Annotated in this window: 17 protein-coding genes; 13 read left to right on the forward strand and 4 right to left on the reverse strand. The window is 70.6% G+C overall.

Features of this window, described 5'->3' with window-relative positions; genetic code table 11:
• From KCI33_RS10335 to KCI33_RS10395, 13 genes are all read left to right on the forward strand, one after another.
• Window positions 1–157 (forward strand): acyl-CoA dehydrogenase family protein (locus tag KCI33_RS10335; RefSeq protein WP_282960731.1); only part of this gene is annotated, 157 nt, incomplete at its 5' end.
• On the forward strand, window positions 157–1,275 hold the full coding sequence (locus KCI33_RS10340) for a CaiB/BaiF CoA-transferase family protein (protein WP_212524714.1): 1,119 nt from the start codon (window positions 157–159) through the stop codon (window positions 1,273–1,275). The genes KCI33_RS10335 and KCI33_RS10340, both read left to right, overlap by 1 nt.
• 283 nt (window positions 1,276–1,558) lie before the next feature.
• A complete protein-coding gene (gene nadA, locus KCI33_RS10345; RefSeq protein WP_212524840.1) occupies window positions 1,559–2,590 on the forward strand; it encodes a quinolinate synthase NadA in 1,032 nt (343 codons plus the stop codon).
• 12 nt (window positions 2,591–2,602) lie between these two features.
• Entirely contained in the window at window positions 2,603–4,174 is a 1,572-nt protein-coding gene (locus KCI33_RS10350; RefSeq protein ID WP_212524715.1) for an L-aspartate oxidase, read from the forward strand.
• On the forward strand, window positions 4,171–5,025 hold the full coding sequence (gene nadC / locus KCI33_RS10355) for a carboxylating nicotinate-nucleotide diphosphorylase (protein WP_212524716.1): 855 nt from the start codon (window positions 4,171–4,173) through the stop codon (window positions 5,023–5,025). The genes KCI33_RS10350 and nadC overlap by 4 nt, the downstream gene beginning before the upstream one ends.
• A gap of 179 nt (window positions 5,026–5,204) precedes the next feature.
• On the forward strand, window positions 5,205–5,954 hold the full coding sequence (locus KCI33_RS10360; RefSeq protein WP_212524717.1) for an SDR family oxidoreductase: 750 nt from the start codon (window positions 5,205–5,207) through the stop codon (window positions 5,952–5,954).
• 21 nt (window positions 5,955–5,975) lie between these two features.
• Complete coding sequence (locus KCI33_RS10365) at window positions 5,976–7,184, forward strand: acyl-CoA dehydrogenase family protein (protein WP_212524718.1); 1,209 nt, start codon at window positions 5,976–5,978, stop codon at window positions 7,182–7,184.
• A 31-nt stretch (window positions 7,185–7,215) separates the two neighbouring features.
• Window positions 7,216–8,823, forward strand: coding sequence for an AMP-binding protein (locus tag KCI33_RS10370; protein WP_212524719.1), 1,608 nt, complete (start codon window positions 7,216–7,218; stop codon window positions 8,821–8,823).
• A 1-nt stretch (window position 8,824) separates the two neighbouring features.
• Window positions 8,825–9,859, forward strand: a complete 1,035-nt coding sequence (locus tag KCI33_RS10375) for a phosphotransferase family protein (RefSeq protein WP_212524720.1) — start codon at window positions 8,825–8,827, stop codon at window positions 9,857–9,859.
• A gap of 92 nt (window positions 9,860–9,951) precedes the next feature.
• A complete protein-coding gene (locus KCI33_RS10380) occupies window positions 9,952–10,275 on the forward strand; it encodes a hypothetical protein (protein ID WP_212524721.1) in 324 nt (107 codons plus the stop codon).
• Between the two features lie 50 nt (window positions 10,276–10,325).
• Window positions 10,326–10,889 (forward strand): cytochrome c, encoded by a 564-nt coding sequence (locus KCI33_RS10385; RefSeq protein WP_212524722.1) that lies wholly within the window; start codon window positions 10,326–10,328, stop codon window positions 10,887–10,889.
• Between the two features lies 1 nt (window position 10,890).
• Entirely contained in the window at window positions 10,891–11,811 is a 921-nt protein-coding gene (locus KCI33_RS10390; protein ID WP_212524723.1) for a cytochrome c, read from the forward strand.
• Window positions 11,808–13,184, forward strand: a complete 1,377-nt coding sequence (locus KCI33_RS10395; protein WP_212524724.1) for a multicopper oxidase family protein — start codon at window positions 11,808–11,810, stop codon at window positions 13,182–13,184. The genes KCI33_RS10390 and KCI33_RS10395 overlap by 4 nt, the downstream gene beginning before the upstream one ends.
• A gap of 49 nt (window positions 13,185–13,233) precedes the next feature.
• On the opposite strand, the gene queF is transcribed toward KCI33_RS10395, so the two are convergent.
• Genes queF through queC form a run of 4 tightly spaced genes read right to left on the reverse strand, consistent with a single transcriptional unit; the run spans window position 13,234 to window position 15,515 of the window.
• The gene (gene queF, locus KCI33_RS10400; RefSeq protein ID WP_212524725.1) at window positions 13,234–13,701 is read right to left on the reverse strand and encodes a preQ(1) synthase; all 468 of its coding nucleotides are present in this window, start codon (window positions 13,699–13,701) and stop codon (window positions 13,234–13,236) included.
• Window positions 13,702–13,723: 22 nt separating this feature from the next.
• Complete coding sequence (queE, locus tag KCI33_RS10405; protein ID WP_212524726.1) at window positions 13,724–14,461, reverse strand: 7-carboxy-7-deazaguanine synthase QueE; 738 nt, start codon at window positions 14,459–14,461, stop codon at window positions 13,724–13,726.
• A complete protein-coding gene (gene queD / locus KCI33_RS10410; RefSeq protein ID WP_212524727.1) occupies window positions 14,458–14,814 on the reverse strand; it encodes a 6-carboxytetrahydropterin synthase QueD in 357 nt (118 codons plus the stop codon). The genes queE and queD overlap by 4 nt, the downstream gene beginning before the upstream one ends.
• Entirely contained in the window at window positions 14,814–15,515 is a 702-nt protein-coding gene (gene queC / locus KCI33_RS10415) for a 7-cyano-7-deazaguanine synthase QueC (protein ID WP_212524728.1), read from the reverse strand. Before queC ends, queD begins: the two co-directional genes overlap by 1 nt.
• Window positions 15,516–15,550: the final 35 nt, after the last annotated feature.

A 15,550-nucleotide genomic window follows, 5' to 3' on the forward strand; every position in this document is an offset into this window, starting at 1 on the left:
GGCGCGCGACATGCACGGCGGCAACGGGATCTCCGAGGAGTTCCAGGTCATCCGCCACATGCTGAACCTGGAGACCGTGAACACCTACGAGGGCACCCATGACGTGCACGCCCTCATCCTCGGCCGAGCCCAGACCGGCCTGCAGGCGTTCTTCTGATGGCCGGGCCGCTCGCCGGGCTGAAGGTCGTCGAACTGGCGCGCATCCTGGCCGGTCCCTGGATCGGCCAGGTCCTTGCCGATCTCGGCGCCGAGGTGATCAAGGTCGAGGCGCCCGAGGGCGACGACACCCGCCGCTGGGGGCCGCCCTTCATCGAGCGCGACGGCGACCGCTCCGCGGCCTATTTCTACGCCGCCAACCGCGGGAAAAGCTCGGTCGTCGCCGATTTCCGCACCGAGGAGGGGCGCCAAAGGGTCCGCGACCTCGTGGCGGAGGCGGATATCCTGGTCGAGAATTTCAGGCGCGGCGGGCTGGGGAAATACGGGCTCGACTATGACAGCCTCAAGGCGCTCAATCCGCGGCTGATCTACTGTTCGATCACCGGCTTCGGCCAGACCGGGCCCTATGCCGACCGCGCCGGCTACGATTTCCTGATCCAGGGCATGTCGGGGCTGATGTCGATCACCGGCGAGCCCGGCGGCCAGCCGCAGAAGGTCGGCGTCGCCGTGACCGACGTGCTGACCGGGCTTTACGGCGCGATCGGGATCCTCGCGGCGGTCGAGCAGCGCCACGTCACGGGCCGCGGCCAGCATATCGACATGGCGCTGCTCGATTGCGCGGTGGCCGCGATGGCCAACCAGGCGATGAACTATCTCGTCACCGGGCAGTCGCCGATGCGGCAAGGCAACAGCCACCCCAACATCGCGCCCTACCAGGTCTTCGCCACGGCCGACGGTCATGTCATCGTGGCGGTGGGCAATGACGGCCAGTTCGGCCGGCTCTGCGATGTGCTGGGGCTGGACGGGCTGCCCGCCGACCCGCGGTTCGCCGAGAATTCCAGCCGGGTGCAGAACCGCGACGCGCTGACCGACCTGCTGTCGGCGGCGCTGGCGGGCTGGACCTCGGCGGCGCTTCTCGAGGCGCTGGAACGCGCGCTGGTCCCGGCCGGGCCGATCAACAGCATGGAACAGGTCTTCGCCGACCCGCAGGTCGCCGCGCGCGGCCTGCGAATCGCGCCCGAGGGCGTTCCCGGCGTGCGCGGCCCCTGGCGCTTCTCGGAGGCCGAGCTGAGCTTTGAGCGCTCCGCGCCGCGCCTCGGCGCGGCCAAGGCCACCTAGACCAGGCAGAAGAACCGCCGCGCCGGGGCTGCGCCCGGTCCCCTCGGGGATCGGCGCGGCCCCGCGCCGCGTTGGTGTGAAAAGCGGTTGTCTCCCCGCCCAAGTTTCGTTTTATTGCGCTCTTCGGGGTTGACCTTTCGTCGGCTCCGGTTACAGCGCGCCATTACGAACTGCCACTGCGAGGACGCAAAAGGGCCTCTCCGACCGATCCGGTTGAAAGAAAATTGCCTGGCGCGTCGCGGAACTGCTGACTGAGGAGCTGAAGGTGCTCGACCACTCGACTATGAGAGTCTCCCTGAAAGAACACTACGATCTCGAGCCGTCCGTCGAACTGGCCGAGGCGACGCGCGAGATTTACGACCGGATGGACCGCGTGGTCTCGCCGCCGGACTGGGCGATCTACGCCCCCTATGTGGTGGCCATCAACAAGCTCAAGAAGGAACTGGGCGCGGTCATCCTGGCGCATAACTACATGACGCCGGAAATCTATCACGGGATCGCGGATTTCGTGGGCGACAGCCTGCAGCTGGCGGTCAAGGCCACCGAGGTCGAGCATGACATCATCGTGCAATGCGGCGTGCATTTCATGGCCGAGACCTCGAAGATCCTGAACCCGTCCAAGACCGTGCTGATCCCCGATCTCACCGCCGGCTGCTCGCTGGCCGAGTCGATCACCGCGAAGGACGTCGAGGCGATGCGCGCGAAATATCCCGGCGCGCCGGTCGTCTCCTATGTCAACACCACCGCCGAGGTGAAGGCCGCCTCCGACATCTGCTGCACCTCGGCCAACGCGTTGCAGATCGTGGACGCGCTGGAGGCCGACACGGTGATCATGACGCCCGACCAGTATCTCGCGCAGAACGTCGCCAACGCCTCGAAGAAGAAGGTCGTGTTCTGGGCCGGCTCCTGCATCGTGCATGAGCTCTACACCGCCGAGGACATCCGCGCCTACCGGGCCGATCACCCGGACGTGGCCGTCATCGCCCACCCCGAATGCACCCCCGAGGTCGTGGCCGAGGCCGATTACACCGGCTCGACCAGCGGCATCGTCGACTGGGTCCAGCAGCACCACCCGAAAGAGGCGATGCTGGTCACCGAATGCTCGATGGCCTCGAACATCGCGGACGAGCTGCCGGACGTGGAATTCTCCAAGCCCTGCAACATGTGCCCCTACATGAAGAAGATCACCCTGGAAAAGGTGCTCTGGTCGCTGCACACCATGTCGGCGCAGGTCGAGGTCGAGGAACAGACCGCGGCCAAGGCCCGGGTGGCCATCCAGCGGATGCTCGACCTGTCGAAGAAGCTGGGGCTGTAAGGTCCGCCCGCGATGGAGGAGCTCTCAACGCGCCGCGTCATCATCGTGGGGGCGGGGCTGGGCGCGCTCTATGCCGCGCTTGCGCTGGCGCCGCGCCCGGTGCTGATGATCTCGCCCGAGAGGCTGGGCGAGGGGGCCAGTTCGGCCTGGGCGCAGGGCGGCGTCGCCGCCGCGATGAGCGCCGAGGACAGCCCCGACAGCCATGCCGCCGACACCGTGCGTGCCGGCGCGGGCACCGTCGACGCCGAGGTCGCGGCGCGGACGGTGCGCGAGGCGCGCGAGCATATTCTTGCCCTGACTGATCTGGGCACCCCTTTCGACCGCACGCCCGAAGGCGGCTATGTGCTGTCGCGCGAGGCCGCGCACAGCTTCGCCCGCGTGGTCCGGGTTCGGGGCGACCAGTCCGGCGCCGAGATCATGAAGGCCCTGGTCGCGCAGGTCCGCGCCACGCCCTCGGTGCAGGTTCTGGAGGGCGTGAAGGCGATCGCGCTCGACACCGACGGGGGCCGCGTCACCGGCGTCGCGGTGCAGCGCTCCGGCCCCGAGGGTTCCGCCCCCGCGATGCTGCGCGGCGCGGCCTATCTGCTGGCCGGCGGCGGCTCGGCGGGGCTTTACGCCGTGACCACCAACCCCGCGCGCATCCGCGGTCAGGTGATCGGCATGGCCGCCCGCGCCGGCGCCGTGATCGCCGACCCCGAATTCGTCCAGTTCCACCCCACCGCCATCGACGTGGGCGAGGATCCCGCCCCGCTGGCCACCGAGGCGCTGCGCGGCGAGGGGGCGGTGCTGATCAATCGCCACGGCGAGCGCTTCATGCAGGCCCTCCACCCCGACGCCGAGCTTGCCCCGCGCGACATCGTGGCCCGCGCGATCTATGCCCAGGCCCAGGCCGGGCTGCGCCCGATGCTGGACACCCGCGCGGCGCTCGGCGCGCGGATCAAGACACAGTTCCCGGCGGTCGCCGCGGCCTGCGCCCGCAACGGGCTCGACCCCGCCGAGGCGCCGATCCCCGTGGCCGCCGCCGCCCATTACCACATGGGCGGCATCGCCGTTGACGCCGAGGGGCGCGCCAGCCTCGGCAATCTCTGGGTCTGCGGCGAGGCGTCCTCGACCGGGCTGCACGGCGCCAACCGGCTGGCCTCCAACGGGTTGCTGGAGGCGCTGGTCTATGCCCGCGCCTGTGCGGCGGGGATCGGCCGGGCGCTGGGCCCGGACAGTGCCGGCGCCGGGGAACTCCACCCGGAGTTCCGCCCCGGCGGCGTCATGCCCGACCCTGAGGCCATCGCCGCCCTGCGCCGGGTGATGACCGACCATGTGGGCGTGGTCCGCAACGCCGCGGGCCTGAAGGCCGCGCTCAGAGAGATCGCGCGGCTGGAGGCCGGGCAGCCGGACTGCCCCGCCTTCCTGAACATGACGGCGACCGCTACGCTGATCGCCGCCGCCGCGCTGCGCCGCGAGGAAAGCCGCGGCGCGCATTACCGTGACGATTTCCCCGCCCCCCGGGGCGGGGCCGGCACCCGCACGCGCATCACCCTGGCCGAGGCCCTGGCCCTGCGCCAACAGGTAGAGAAGGAAACCCCATGAGCCACGCAACCGTTCCCGACCTGATCCTCGAACCGATGGTGCGCGGCGCGCTGATGGAGGATCTCGGCGCCTATGGCGACCTGACCAGCCGCGCGGTGATCGCGCCGGGCACCACATACCGCGCGCATCTCAACGCGCGCGAGGCGGGAATCGTCTCGGGGATGCAGATCGCCGCGATGGCCTTTCGCCTGGTCGATCCCGCCCTGCGCGTCACGACCCATGTCGCCGACGGCAGCCCCTGCCGGCCCGGCGATCTGCTGATGGAGATCGAGGGCGACGCCGCCGCGATCCTCTCGGCCGAGCGGGTCGCGCTGAACTTCGCCGGGCGGTTGTCGGGCATCGCCACGCTGACCGCGCGTTTCGTGGCCGCGGCCGAGGGCACCGCCACACGCATCACCTGCACCCGCAAGACCACCCCCGGCCTGCGCCTCGCAGAGAAGCTGGCGGTGCTGCACGGCGGAGGGTTCAACCACCGCTTCTCGCTGTCGGACGCGATCCTGATCAAGGACAACCACATCGCGGCGGCGGGGGGGATCGCGCCGGTGCTGGAGGCGGTCAGGGCCGCCGCCTCGCACATGATGCGGGTGGAGATCGAGGTTGACCGGCTGGACCAGCTCGACGAAGTGCTGGCGGTGGGCGGGGCCGACGTGGTGCTGCTCGACAACATGGACACGCCGACGCTGCGCGCGGCGGTGGAGCGGGTCGCGGGGCGGATGGTGACCGAGGCCTCGGGCAACATGCGGCTCGAGCGCATCGCCGAGGTGGCCGCGACCGGCGTCGACTACATCTCTGTCGGCGCGCTGACCCATTCGGCGCGCACCCTCGACCTCGGGCTCGATTTCGGAGCCTGACCCCAACCGATGCCGCCCCCCCCGCGCCACGGTTTTCCGCCGGGTGCGGGGCTGAGCGCCGGCACGGCAGGAAGGGGGATTACAACCGGCCTCCCGATCGTCCATCATGACCCGGCGGCACCGACCCTCCCGCGGCTCGCGGGGGAGGTTTGCCGCCGGATGGACAGGGGAGGAACCGAATGCTGAAAGCTGATCTGGCGGGGCGGAGGGCGCTTGTGACGGGCGCCTCCTCGGGCCTTGGCCGGCATTTCGCGGGGGTCCTGGCCGCGGCCGGGGCGGAGGTCGTTCTCGGCGCGCGCCGGGCGGAGGCGCTGGAGGAGGCCGTCGCCGGGATCGTGGCCGAGGGCGGACGGGCCTCGGCGGTGCGGCTGGACGTGACCGACGCGGGATCGGTCGCCGCGGCGCTGGCCGGTCCGGCCTTCGACATCGTGATCAACAATGCGGGCGTCACCCATGACGGCCCGGCCCTCGGGACCGCGATGGCAGACTGGGACCGCGTGATCGACACCGACCTTTCGGGCGTGTTCCGCGTGGCGCAGGCGGCGGCGGAGCGCATGGTGGCCGAGGGGCGCGGCGGCAGCATCGTCAACGTGGCCTCGATTCTGGGTCTGCGGGTGGCGGGCCATGTCGCGGCCTATGCCACGGCCAAGGCCGGCGTGGTGCAGCTGAGCCGGGCGCTGGCGCTGGAATGGGCGCGGCACGGCATCCGCGTGAACGCGCTCTGCCCCGGCTATATCGAGACCGACCTGAACCGCGACTTCTTCGCCTCCGATGCCGGCAAGGCGCTGATCCGGCGCGTGCCGCAGCGGCGGCTGGGGCGGCTGTCCGATCTCGACGGTCCGCTGCTGCTGCTGGCCTCGGAGGCGGGCAGCTTCATGACCGGAACCGAGATCGTGGCCGATGGCGGCCACCTTGTTTCATCGCTCTGACCACCCGGAGGGACACACCCCATGGATTTCACCATTTCGCCGCGGATCGAGGATTTCCGCGCCCGCATCGCCCGTTTCGTCGAGGACGAGGTCCTGCCGGTCGAGGCCGACCGCGCCGCCTGGGACGCGCATGGCAACATCCGCGAGGATTATCTGGAGCCACTGCGCGACAAGGCGCGCGGCGAGGGGCTGTGGTGCCTTCAGCTGAGGCCCGAGACCGGCGGGCAGGGCCTCGACAAGGTCGGCATGGCGGTCTGCTACGAGGCGATGAACCGCTCGATCTTCGGGCCGGTTGTGTTCAACTCGGCCGCGCCCGACGACGGCAACATGATGGTGCTGGAAAAGGCCGCAAAGCCCGCGCAGAAGGCGCGCTGGCTGGCGCCGATCGTGGCCGGAGAGGTGCGCTCCTCCTTCGCCATGACCGAGCCGCATCCGGGCGGCGGCTCTGACCCGTCGATGATGCTGACCACCGCGACGCGCAAGGGCGACACATATGTGATCCGCGGGCGCAAGTGGTTCATCACCGGGGCCGACGGGGCGCAGCATTTCATCCTGGTCGCGCGCACCTCGGACGACCCGCGAAAGGGGCTGTCGGCCTTCCTGTTCGACGCCGACCAGCCCGGCTGGCGGATCGAGCGGCGCATCCCGATCCTCGGCCCGGAGGAGCATGGCGGCCACTGCGAGCTGGTCTTCGAGGGGCTGGAAATCCCGGCCGAGAACATGCTGCTGAGCGAGGGTGACGGCCTGAAGCTGACGCAGATGCGGCTGGGGCCGGCGCGGCTGACCCATTGCATGCGCTGGCTGGGGCTTTCGCAGCGCTGCGTCGAGATCGCGCGGACCTATGCCGGCGAACGCTTCGCCTTCGGAGAGCGGCTGGCCAACCGCGAGAGCATCCGCATGATGCTGGGCGACCTGGCGATGCAGATCGAACTGGGGCGGTTGCTGGTGATGAAGGCCGCCTGGGCACTGGACCAGGGCAGCTACGCGCGCAAGGAGGTGTCGATGGCCAAGGTCCATGTGGCCAACCTGCTGCACAAGGCCGCCGACACCGCGATCCAGATCAACGGCGCGCGCGGCTATTCGACCGATACCCCGCTGGGATGGATCTACCGCTACGCGCGGCAGGCGCGGCTGGTGGACGGCGCCGACGAGGTGCACAAGATGGTGCTGGAGCGCAATCTCGCCAAGGAGGGGCGCGATTTCTGGCGCTGGGATGTGTCCGGGGACTGACGCGAGGACAGCGAGAAAAGGGAGGTTTCTCATGCGCAACGAACCGCATCTGGCGCCGCGTGCCGCCAATCACCGGCCGCTCAGCCCGCTCGATTTCCTCGACCGGGCGCTGGCCGTCCATCCCGGGCGCCGCGCCGTGATCTGGCGCGGCCAGAGCTGGAGCTACGAGGGTTTCGGTGCGATCGTGGCGCGCATGGCCGCCTGGCTGGCCGAGCGCGGCGTGGGCGCGGGCGACGTGGTCTCGGTCATGGTGCCGAACCGGCCCGAGATGCTGGCCGCCCATTACGCGGTTCCGCTGCTGGGGGCGGTGCTGAACACCATCAACACCCGGCTCGACGCCGAGGTGGTGGCCTATATCCTCGGCCATTCCGAAAGCCGGCTGCTGCTGGCGGACGCGACCTGTGCCGGCGTGGCGCAACAGGCGGCCTCCGCGGCCGGCGTTCCCGCCGCGATCCTGGCTGAGCCGGGGGAGGGGGCGGGGAAACTCGACCTGCTGTCGGGCCCCGCGCCGGCGCTGCCCGATATGCTGGCGCGGCTGAGCGACGAATGGCAGCCCATCTGCCTGAACTACACCTCGGGGACGACCGGGCATCCCAAGGGTGTGGTCTATCACCATCGCGGCGCCTATCTGAACGCGCTCGGCAACCTGACGGCGCTGGGGTTCACCCGCGAGACGGTCTATCTCTGGACGCTGCCGATGTTTCACTGCAACGGCTGGTGCCACACCTGGGCGGTGACCGCGGCGGGGGGCACGCATCTGTGCCTCGACCGGGTCGAGCCGGCCGAGATATTCGCCCGGATCGCGGCGCATGGGGTCACGCATATGGCCTGCGCGCCGGTGGTGCTTTACATGCTGCTGAACCACCCCGAGCGGCCGGCGCGCGATCCTTCGGCGCCGCGGGTGACGGTCGCCTCGGGCGGCGCCGCGCCCTCGCCCGCGCTGATCGCCGGGCTCGAAGAGATGGGGTTCGAGTTCGTCCATCTCTACGGCCTGACCGAAAGCTTCGGCCCCGCCACGATCTGCGCCCCCGACGCGGCCGAGGTGCCGGAAACCGAGATCAAAGCCGCGCGTCTGGCGCGGCAGGGCAGCCGCCATGTGACCGGCAGCCGGGTGGCCGTGCTGGACGCCAGCGGCGCCGCCCTGCCGGCGGACGGCGTGTCGGTGGGCGAGATCGTTCTGACCGGCAACACCCTGATGGCCGGCTACTACCGCGACCCCGAGGCCACCGAGGCGGCCTTTGCCGGCGGCGTCTTCCACACCGGCGATCTGGCCACGCGCCACCCCAACGGCGAGATCGAGATCCGAGACCGTGCCAAGGACATCATCATCTCGGGCGGCGAGAACATCTCCAGCCTCGAGGTCGAGAACGCGCTGCACCGCCATCCCGCGGTGCTGCTGGCCGCGGTGGTGGCCATGCCCCACCCGAAATGGGGCGAGGCGCCCTGCGCCTTCATCGAGCTCAAGCCCGGCGCCGCCGCCACCGCCGAGGAACTGCAGCTGTTCTGCCGCGACCACCTCGCGCATTACAAGGTGCCGCGCCGCTTCCTGTTCCGCGAGCTGCCGCGCACCGCCACCGGCAAGATCCAGAAATTCGTGCTGCGCGGCATCGCCCGCGACGCGGCAGACGGGGAGGCGTGAGATGACCGGTCAGATTGATTTCGAGCCGGCGACGTTGAAGGCCTTCCTGGACGACAGCTTCGGGGCCGAGGCCGTGTTCGAGTTGGAACGGGTCAGGGGCGGGCAGTCGAACCCCACCTATTTCGTTACCCATGGTGCGGAACGGATGGTGCTGCGCAAGCAGCCCAACGGCCCGATCCTGAAAGGCGCCCATGCCATCGACCGGGAATTCCGGGTGCTGCAATGCCTGCACCCGGCGGATGTCCCGGTGGCGCGCCCGATCCTGTACCATCCCGACCCGGCGCTTCTGGGCACGCCCTTCTACCTGATGGAGCGGATCGAGGGCCGGGTGTTCAGCGACTGCGCGCTGCCCGGCCTGGATCCCGCCGAGCGCCATGCGCTCTGGATGGCGCTGGCCGACGCGCTGGCCGCGATGCACGCCGTGCGCCCCGACGAGGTGGGGTTGGGTGATTTCGGCCGCCCCGGCAATTACTTCGAGCGCCAGATCGCGCGCTGGACGAAACAGTGGCAGGGCTCCTCCAGCGACCCGATCCCCGAACTCGACCGGCTGGCGGAGTGGCTGCCCGCGAACCTGCCGCCCGACGATGGCGCGGTCAGCCTTGCCCACGGCGATTTCCGCATGGGCAATATGATCTTCCACCCGACCGATCCGCGGGTCATCGCCATCCTCGACTGGGAGCTTTCCACGCTGGGCCACCCGTTGGCCGATCTCGGCTTCTGCGCGATGCCCTGGCACACCTCGCCCGAGGAATACGGCGGTATCCTGGGGCTCGATCACGCGGCCCTCGGCCTGCCCACGGAGGCGGAGTTCGTCGCCCGCTACATGGCGCGCAACCCCGGAACCTCGCCGCTGCTGCCCTTTCACAAGGCCTTCGCGCTGTTTCGTTTCGCGGTGATCTTCGTCGGCATCGCGGACCGCGCGCGGGCGGGCACAGCGGCGGGCCACGATGCGGCGCAGATGGCGCCGCTGGCGCGGCGCTTCGCGATCCGCGGGCTGGAGGTCATCGCGGGCGGGCACGGGCCCGCGGTCGGCTGAGGCGGCGGCGCGGCCGGCGGGACGGGTTGTTTGACCTTCCGGGCCGGCCCGTGCATGCTGGCCGCCGGAGCAATGAAAAGGTCCGGCCGCCGATGCGTCTGCTTTCCGTCCTGTCCCTCGCCCTCGTGGCGCTGCTGCTGGTCTCCGGGCTGGCCGGACCCGCGCGGGCGCATGGCGGGGCGCTTGCGGCGCACGCGGCGCTGGCGGGGCCTGCGGTTCCCGATGCAGCACCCGGCGCCGAGCACCGCCACGCCGCCCATTGTCACGGCGGCGCGGCCTGCCTGCCGGCGATCGAGGCCGCCGAGACGGCGCCGCTGCCGCACGACGGCCTGTCGCGCCCGTTGACGGCCGCCTTCGAGCCGCGGCGCGGCCATTTGCGCGCCTTAGCGGCCGAACCGCCGCCTCCGCGCGGCTGATCGTTTCGCCACGGCCTGCGGGCCTGAAATGATCAGCACAGGAGAACAGCATGAACAGCTTTGGAGTTTTGCGCGGCGCCGCGGTGGCGTCGGTCTTTGCCGTGGCCGCCCTGGCCCATTCCAGCGCCGACGGCGTGGTCAAGGAGCGCATGGAGGCGATGGAGGCGATGCGCGACGCGGTGAAACGCGTCGTCCCGATGATGAGCGGGGCCGCGGCCTACGACCCGCAGGCCGTTCGCGCCGCCGCGCGGGTGATCGAGGCGCATTCCGGCGGGGCGCTGACCGCGTTGTTCCCCGATGGCGCGATCGCGCCGCCGTCCGAGGCGCGGCCCCGGATCTGGACCGACTGGGCGCGGTTCAGCGCGCTGGCCGAGGAGTTGGGCGTCGCCGCGCGCGGGCTGGAACTGGCCGCCGGGAACGGCCTGGGCGGCGGTTCCGCCGGCGGCATGATGGGCGCCGGGATGATGGGCGGCGGCATGATGGGCGGGCAGACCGCGCCGGGCATGGGCATGCGCGCCGAGGATATCGGTCTCATGCCCGCCGACGCGGCCTTCGCCATGACCACGCAGGTCTGCTCGGCCTGTCACGACCGTTTCCGCGCCGAGGACGACTGAGATGCCGGCGTTTCTGAAATGGGGCCTCGCTGTGGCCGCGCTGATCGTGGTGGGGGGCGCGGGGGTCGTGCAATGGCCCGTGGACCGGCCGGTCCCGCCCATTCCGCCCGACGGCGCCGCCGCGCGCGGGGCCTATCTGGCCCGCGCCGCGGGCTGCATCGCCTGCCATACCGACAGCGCGCGGGGCGGCGCGCCGCTGGCCGGCGGCGCCCCGATCGAGACTCCATTCGGCGGCTTCGTTCCGCCGAATCTGACCACCGACCCCGGCCACGGCATCGGGGCCTGGACGGCGGAGGATTTCGCCCGCGCGGTGCGGCAGGGCCTCTCGCCCGGGGGGGAACCCTATTACCCGGCCTTTCCCTATGCCTTCTACGCCCATCTGAGCGACCGGGACATCGCCGACCTCTGGGCCGCCTTCCGCACCGTGCCGCCCGTGGCGGAGCCCGCGCCGGGCAACGCGGTCGATTTCCCCTTCGATCAGCGCGCCGGGCTGAAGCTCTGGCGCGCGGCCTTTCTTGAGGCGCAGGACACCGCGCCGGTGCCGGGCCGGTCCGAGGACTGGAACCGCGGCCGCTGGCTGGTCGAGGGTGTCGCGCATTGCGGGGCCTGCCACACCGACCGCAACGCGCTCGGCGCGCGCCGGACCGAGGCGCGGCTGGAGGGCAGCGACGACCTGCCCGGCGGCAAGCGCGCGCCGGCGATCACGCCCGCCGCGCTGGCCCGCGCGGGTTGGAGCGTCGAGACCCTTTCCTATGCCCTGAAATCGGGTGTCCGGCCCGATGGCGACGTGTTCGGCGCGGGCATGGGCGAGGTGGTGGCGCAGGGCACCGCCTGGCTCGAACCGGCTGACCGCCGGGCGATGGCGATCTATCTTATGGACGAGCGCCCCGTGCGGGCAGCGAATGGGAGTGACAGCGAATGAAGATCACACGGCGACAGTTGATGGGCGGGGCGGCCGGCGCGCTGCTCCTGCCCGCGGGGGCGAGGGCGGCCGCGCCCGCTACGCTCAGGGCCGGCCCGGTCGAGCGCCAGCTCGCCCCCGAGGGCTATCCGCCCACCGCGCTCTGGGGCTTCGAGGGCAGCGCGCCGGGGCCGGAGATCCGGCTGACCCAGGGCGCGCGGCTGGAGCGGCGGCTGGTCAACGACCTGCCGCAGCCGACCTCGGTGCACTGGCACGGCATCCGCATCGACAACGCGATGGACGGAGTGCCCGGCCTGACCCAGCAGGCGGTGCCGCCGGGCGGGCAGTTCGACTATGCCTTCCGCCTGCCCGATGCGGGCACCTACTGGTATCACGCCCACAACCGCTCGACCGAGCAGGTGGCGCGCGGCCTTTACGGGCCGCTCATCGTCGAGGAGCCCGAGGGCGCGCCCGAGGTGGACGCCGAGGAGGTGCTGCTGATCGGGGATTGGCGGATGACCCGGGATGCGCAGCTTTCGCCCGATTTCGACAGCCTGCACGACCGCGCCCACGGCGGGCGGATCGGCAATTACGTCACCACGAACGGCAGCGGCGACTGGACGCGCCCGGTGCGGCGCCACGACCGGCTGCGGCTGCGGCTCATCAACGTCGCCAACGCGCGGATCTTCGAACTGGCGCTGCAGGGCCTGGAGGGCTGGGTGCTGGCCCTCGACGGGATGCCGCTGGACCGGCCCGAGCCGGTGCAGGAGACGCTGGTGCTTGCCCCCGCACAGCGGGTCGATCTGATCGTGGACGTGACGGCGGAGGAGGGGGACACCGCCTATCTGGTGCAGCTGACGCGCGAGGGTGGCCTGTCGCAGGCGGCCTTCCCGGTCGCGGGGCAGGGGGCGCAGGCGCGCCGCCCCGCGCCTGCGGCGCTTCCGCCCAACCCCAACACCGGCCTGCCGGAAGTGAGCGGCGCAAGGCGGCTCGACCTGCGGATGGAGGGCGGCGCCATGGGCCGGCTGAGCAGCGCGATGACGGTGCAGGGTCCGAAATCCATGCAGGGGCTGATGCAGGACGGGCTGGTCTGGGCGCTGAACGGCTTTGCCGGATTGCCCGAGGCGCCCCTGGCCGAGGCCGCGCGCGGCGAAGCGCTGCGGGTGATGCTGATCAACGACACCGCCTTCCCGCACGGGATGCACCTGCACGGCCATCACTTCCGCGAGGTTCAGGAACGGGGTCTGGGGCCGCTGCGCGACACGATCCTGGTTGACAGCGGCGCGCGGCGCGAGATCGCGCTGGTCGCCGATAATCCCGGCGATTGGCTGTTCCATTGCCACATGCTGGGCCATCAGGCCGCGGGGATGAAGACCTGGCTCAGGGTCGCCTGAGGCAGGGGACGGGGCGGCGCCGCCCCGCCCCGTTGCCGCCCTGGTGCGCTCAGCCCCGGCCGCGGTAGGGCGGCACGCCCTGATCGGGGATCCAGACGCCCTCGGGCGCGGGCCCGGTCTGGTAGAACACGTCGATCGGGATGCCGCCGCGCGGATACCAGTAGCCGCCGATGCGCAGCCATTGCGGCGCCAGCAGGTCGCACAGCCGCTTGGCGATCGAGACCGTGCAATCCTCGTGGAACGCGCCATGGTTGCGGAACGCGCCGAGGAAGAGCTTGAGCGACTTGCTCTCCACCAGCCAGTCGCCGGGCACATAGTCGATCATCAGATGCGCGAAATCCGGCTGGCCGGTGATCGGGCAGAGCGAGGTGAACTCGGGCGCGGTGAAGCGCACGCAATAGGGGGTGCCGGCCTGCGGGTTCGGCACGCGCTCCAGTTCGGCCTGTTCGGGGCTCTCGGGCAGAACGGTGGCCCCGCCCAGCTGCTTGAGATCTCTGTAGATGTCCTTCTTGGTCATGGCATTCTCCATGTATCAGATGTCAGACGCCGCGCTTGTTGCCCCAGAGCAGGACATGCAGCTGCGGCAGGACGCGCGGCGCGAACCAGCCGTCGGCGGTGACCTTTTCGACCAGCCAGAGCATCCGGCCGGTCAGGTGGTCGAGGTCTATCGGCGCGTCCTCCTGATCGCCCGCGGGCACCATCGGGTTGCCCGGCTGCAGATAGAGCGGCAGGTCGGGGTAGCGGTCGGCGGCCGCGCGGGCATAGGCATAGTCGGCCTCGTCGAAGATCACGATCTTCATCACCGCCTGCGGTCCCTCGCCCGCCGCCGCAAGGCAGGCGTCGAAGGCGGACCAGTCGGTCGCCATCCCGCTCGACGGCGGCTTGGGGCTGAGCACCAGCGTGTCGAGATCGGCGAACCAGTCCTGCGCGACCGAGCCCTGGGTCTCCAGCGCGAAGCGGTAGCCCGCCGTGTGGCCGCGCCGGATCAGCGGGCCGAAGGGCTGGATCGCCGGGTTGCCCCCCGACAGCGAGACGGTCAGCGGCCGCCCGCCGGAAAGCTCCTCGATCCGTGCCCACACATCTTCGGTGGTCATCGGGCGCCACAGGTGGCGGAACTCGCTGTCCACCGCGTGCAGGCTGTCGCACCAGCTGCAACGGTAATCGCAGCCGCCTGTCCGCACGAAGACCGTGGGCAGGCCGATCAGCACGCCCTCGCCCTGGATGGTGGGGCCGAAGATTTCCGCCACGCGGAGGCGGGTGTCGAGGGGCGTGGTCATGGCCGGTATTCCGCCCAGGTCTTGGGCGTCTCGCTGACCCGCACGGCGGCGGTTTCCGGCAGCCGCGCCTTGCACCAGTCGTAGAAATGTTTCGCCAGCCGCTCTGCCGTCACCATGTCGCTGTTCAGCACGTCGTTGAGGTGGCGGTGGTCGAACTGATCGTCGATGTAGCGCTTGAGCGGGGCCAACTCGTGATAGTCGCGCACGAAGCCGTATTCGTTCAGTTCCTCGCTCTGCAACTCCACCACAACGATGTAATTGTGCCCGTGCAGGCGGGCGCATTGGTGATCGTCGGGCAGGTTCTTCAGCTGGTGCGAAGCCGAGAAATGGAACTCCTTGGAGATGCGATACATCAGGCGCCCTCCGCCCGCGCCACGGCGGCACGCCAGAAATCGGGGTCGGCGTAATCGGTGGGGTCCTCGACCCCTGCCAGGTGGAACGCCTCGCGCCGCTCGACGCAGGTGCCGCAGCGCCCGCAATGGGTTTCGCCGCCCTTGTAGCACGACCATGTCTCGGCGAAGGGGGTGCCGTGCTTGGCGCCGGCGGTGACGATATCGGCCTTCGTGCGGTGCACGAAGGGGGTGTAGAGCCGCACGTCGGCATAGCCTTCCAGCGCGTGGCGCTGCATGTCCTCAAAGGCCCGGGTGAAGCCGGGGCGGCAATCGGGATAGATGAAGTGATCCCCGCCATGCACGGCCGTCGCCACCGCATCGGCCTGCTGTACGGCCGCGATGCCGAACGCGATCGACAGCATGATCGCGTTGCGGTTGGGGACCACTGTGATCTTCATGGTCTCCTCGGCGTAATGCCCGTCGGGCACGTCGATCTCGTCGGTCAGCGCCGAGCCGCTCAGGCTCGCGCCGATGCCGCGCATGTCGATCACGTCATGCGGCACGCCGAGGCGCCGCGCGCAGGCGGCGGCGAAATCGAGCTCCTTCACATGGCGCTGGCCGTAGTCGAAGGAGACGAGGCGGGTCAGTGCGTGCTCCTCCGCCACCATGTGGGCGAGCGACACGGAATCCAGCCCGCCGGAGCAGATAACGATCGTTTTCATACGATGGGTCCTTGTTTTTTTACCCGGGTAGGCTG

The sequence above is a fragment of the Actibacterium sp. MT2.3-13A genome, from assembly GCF_018139985.1.
Lineage (GTDB): Bacteria > Pseudomonadota > Alphaproteobacteria > Rhodobacterales > Rhodobacteraceae > JAGSOU01.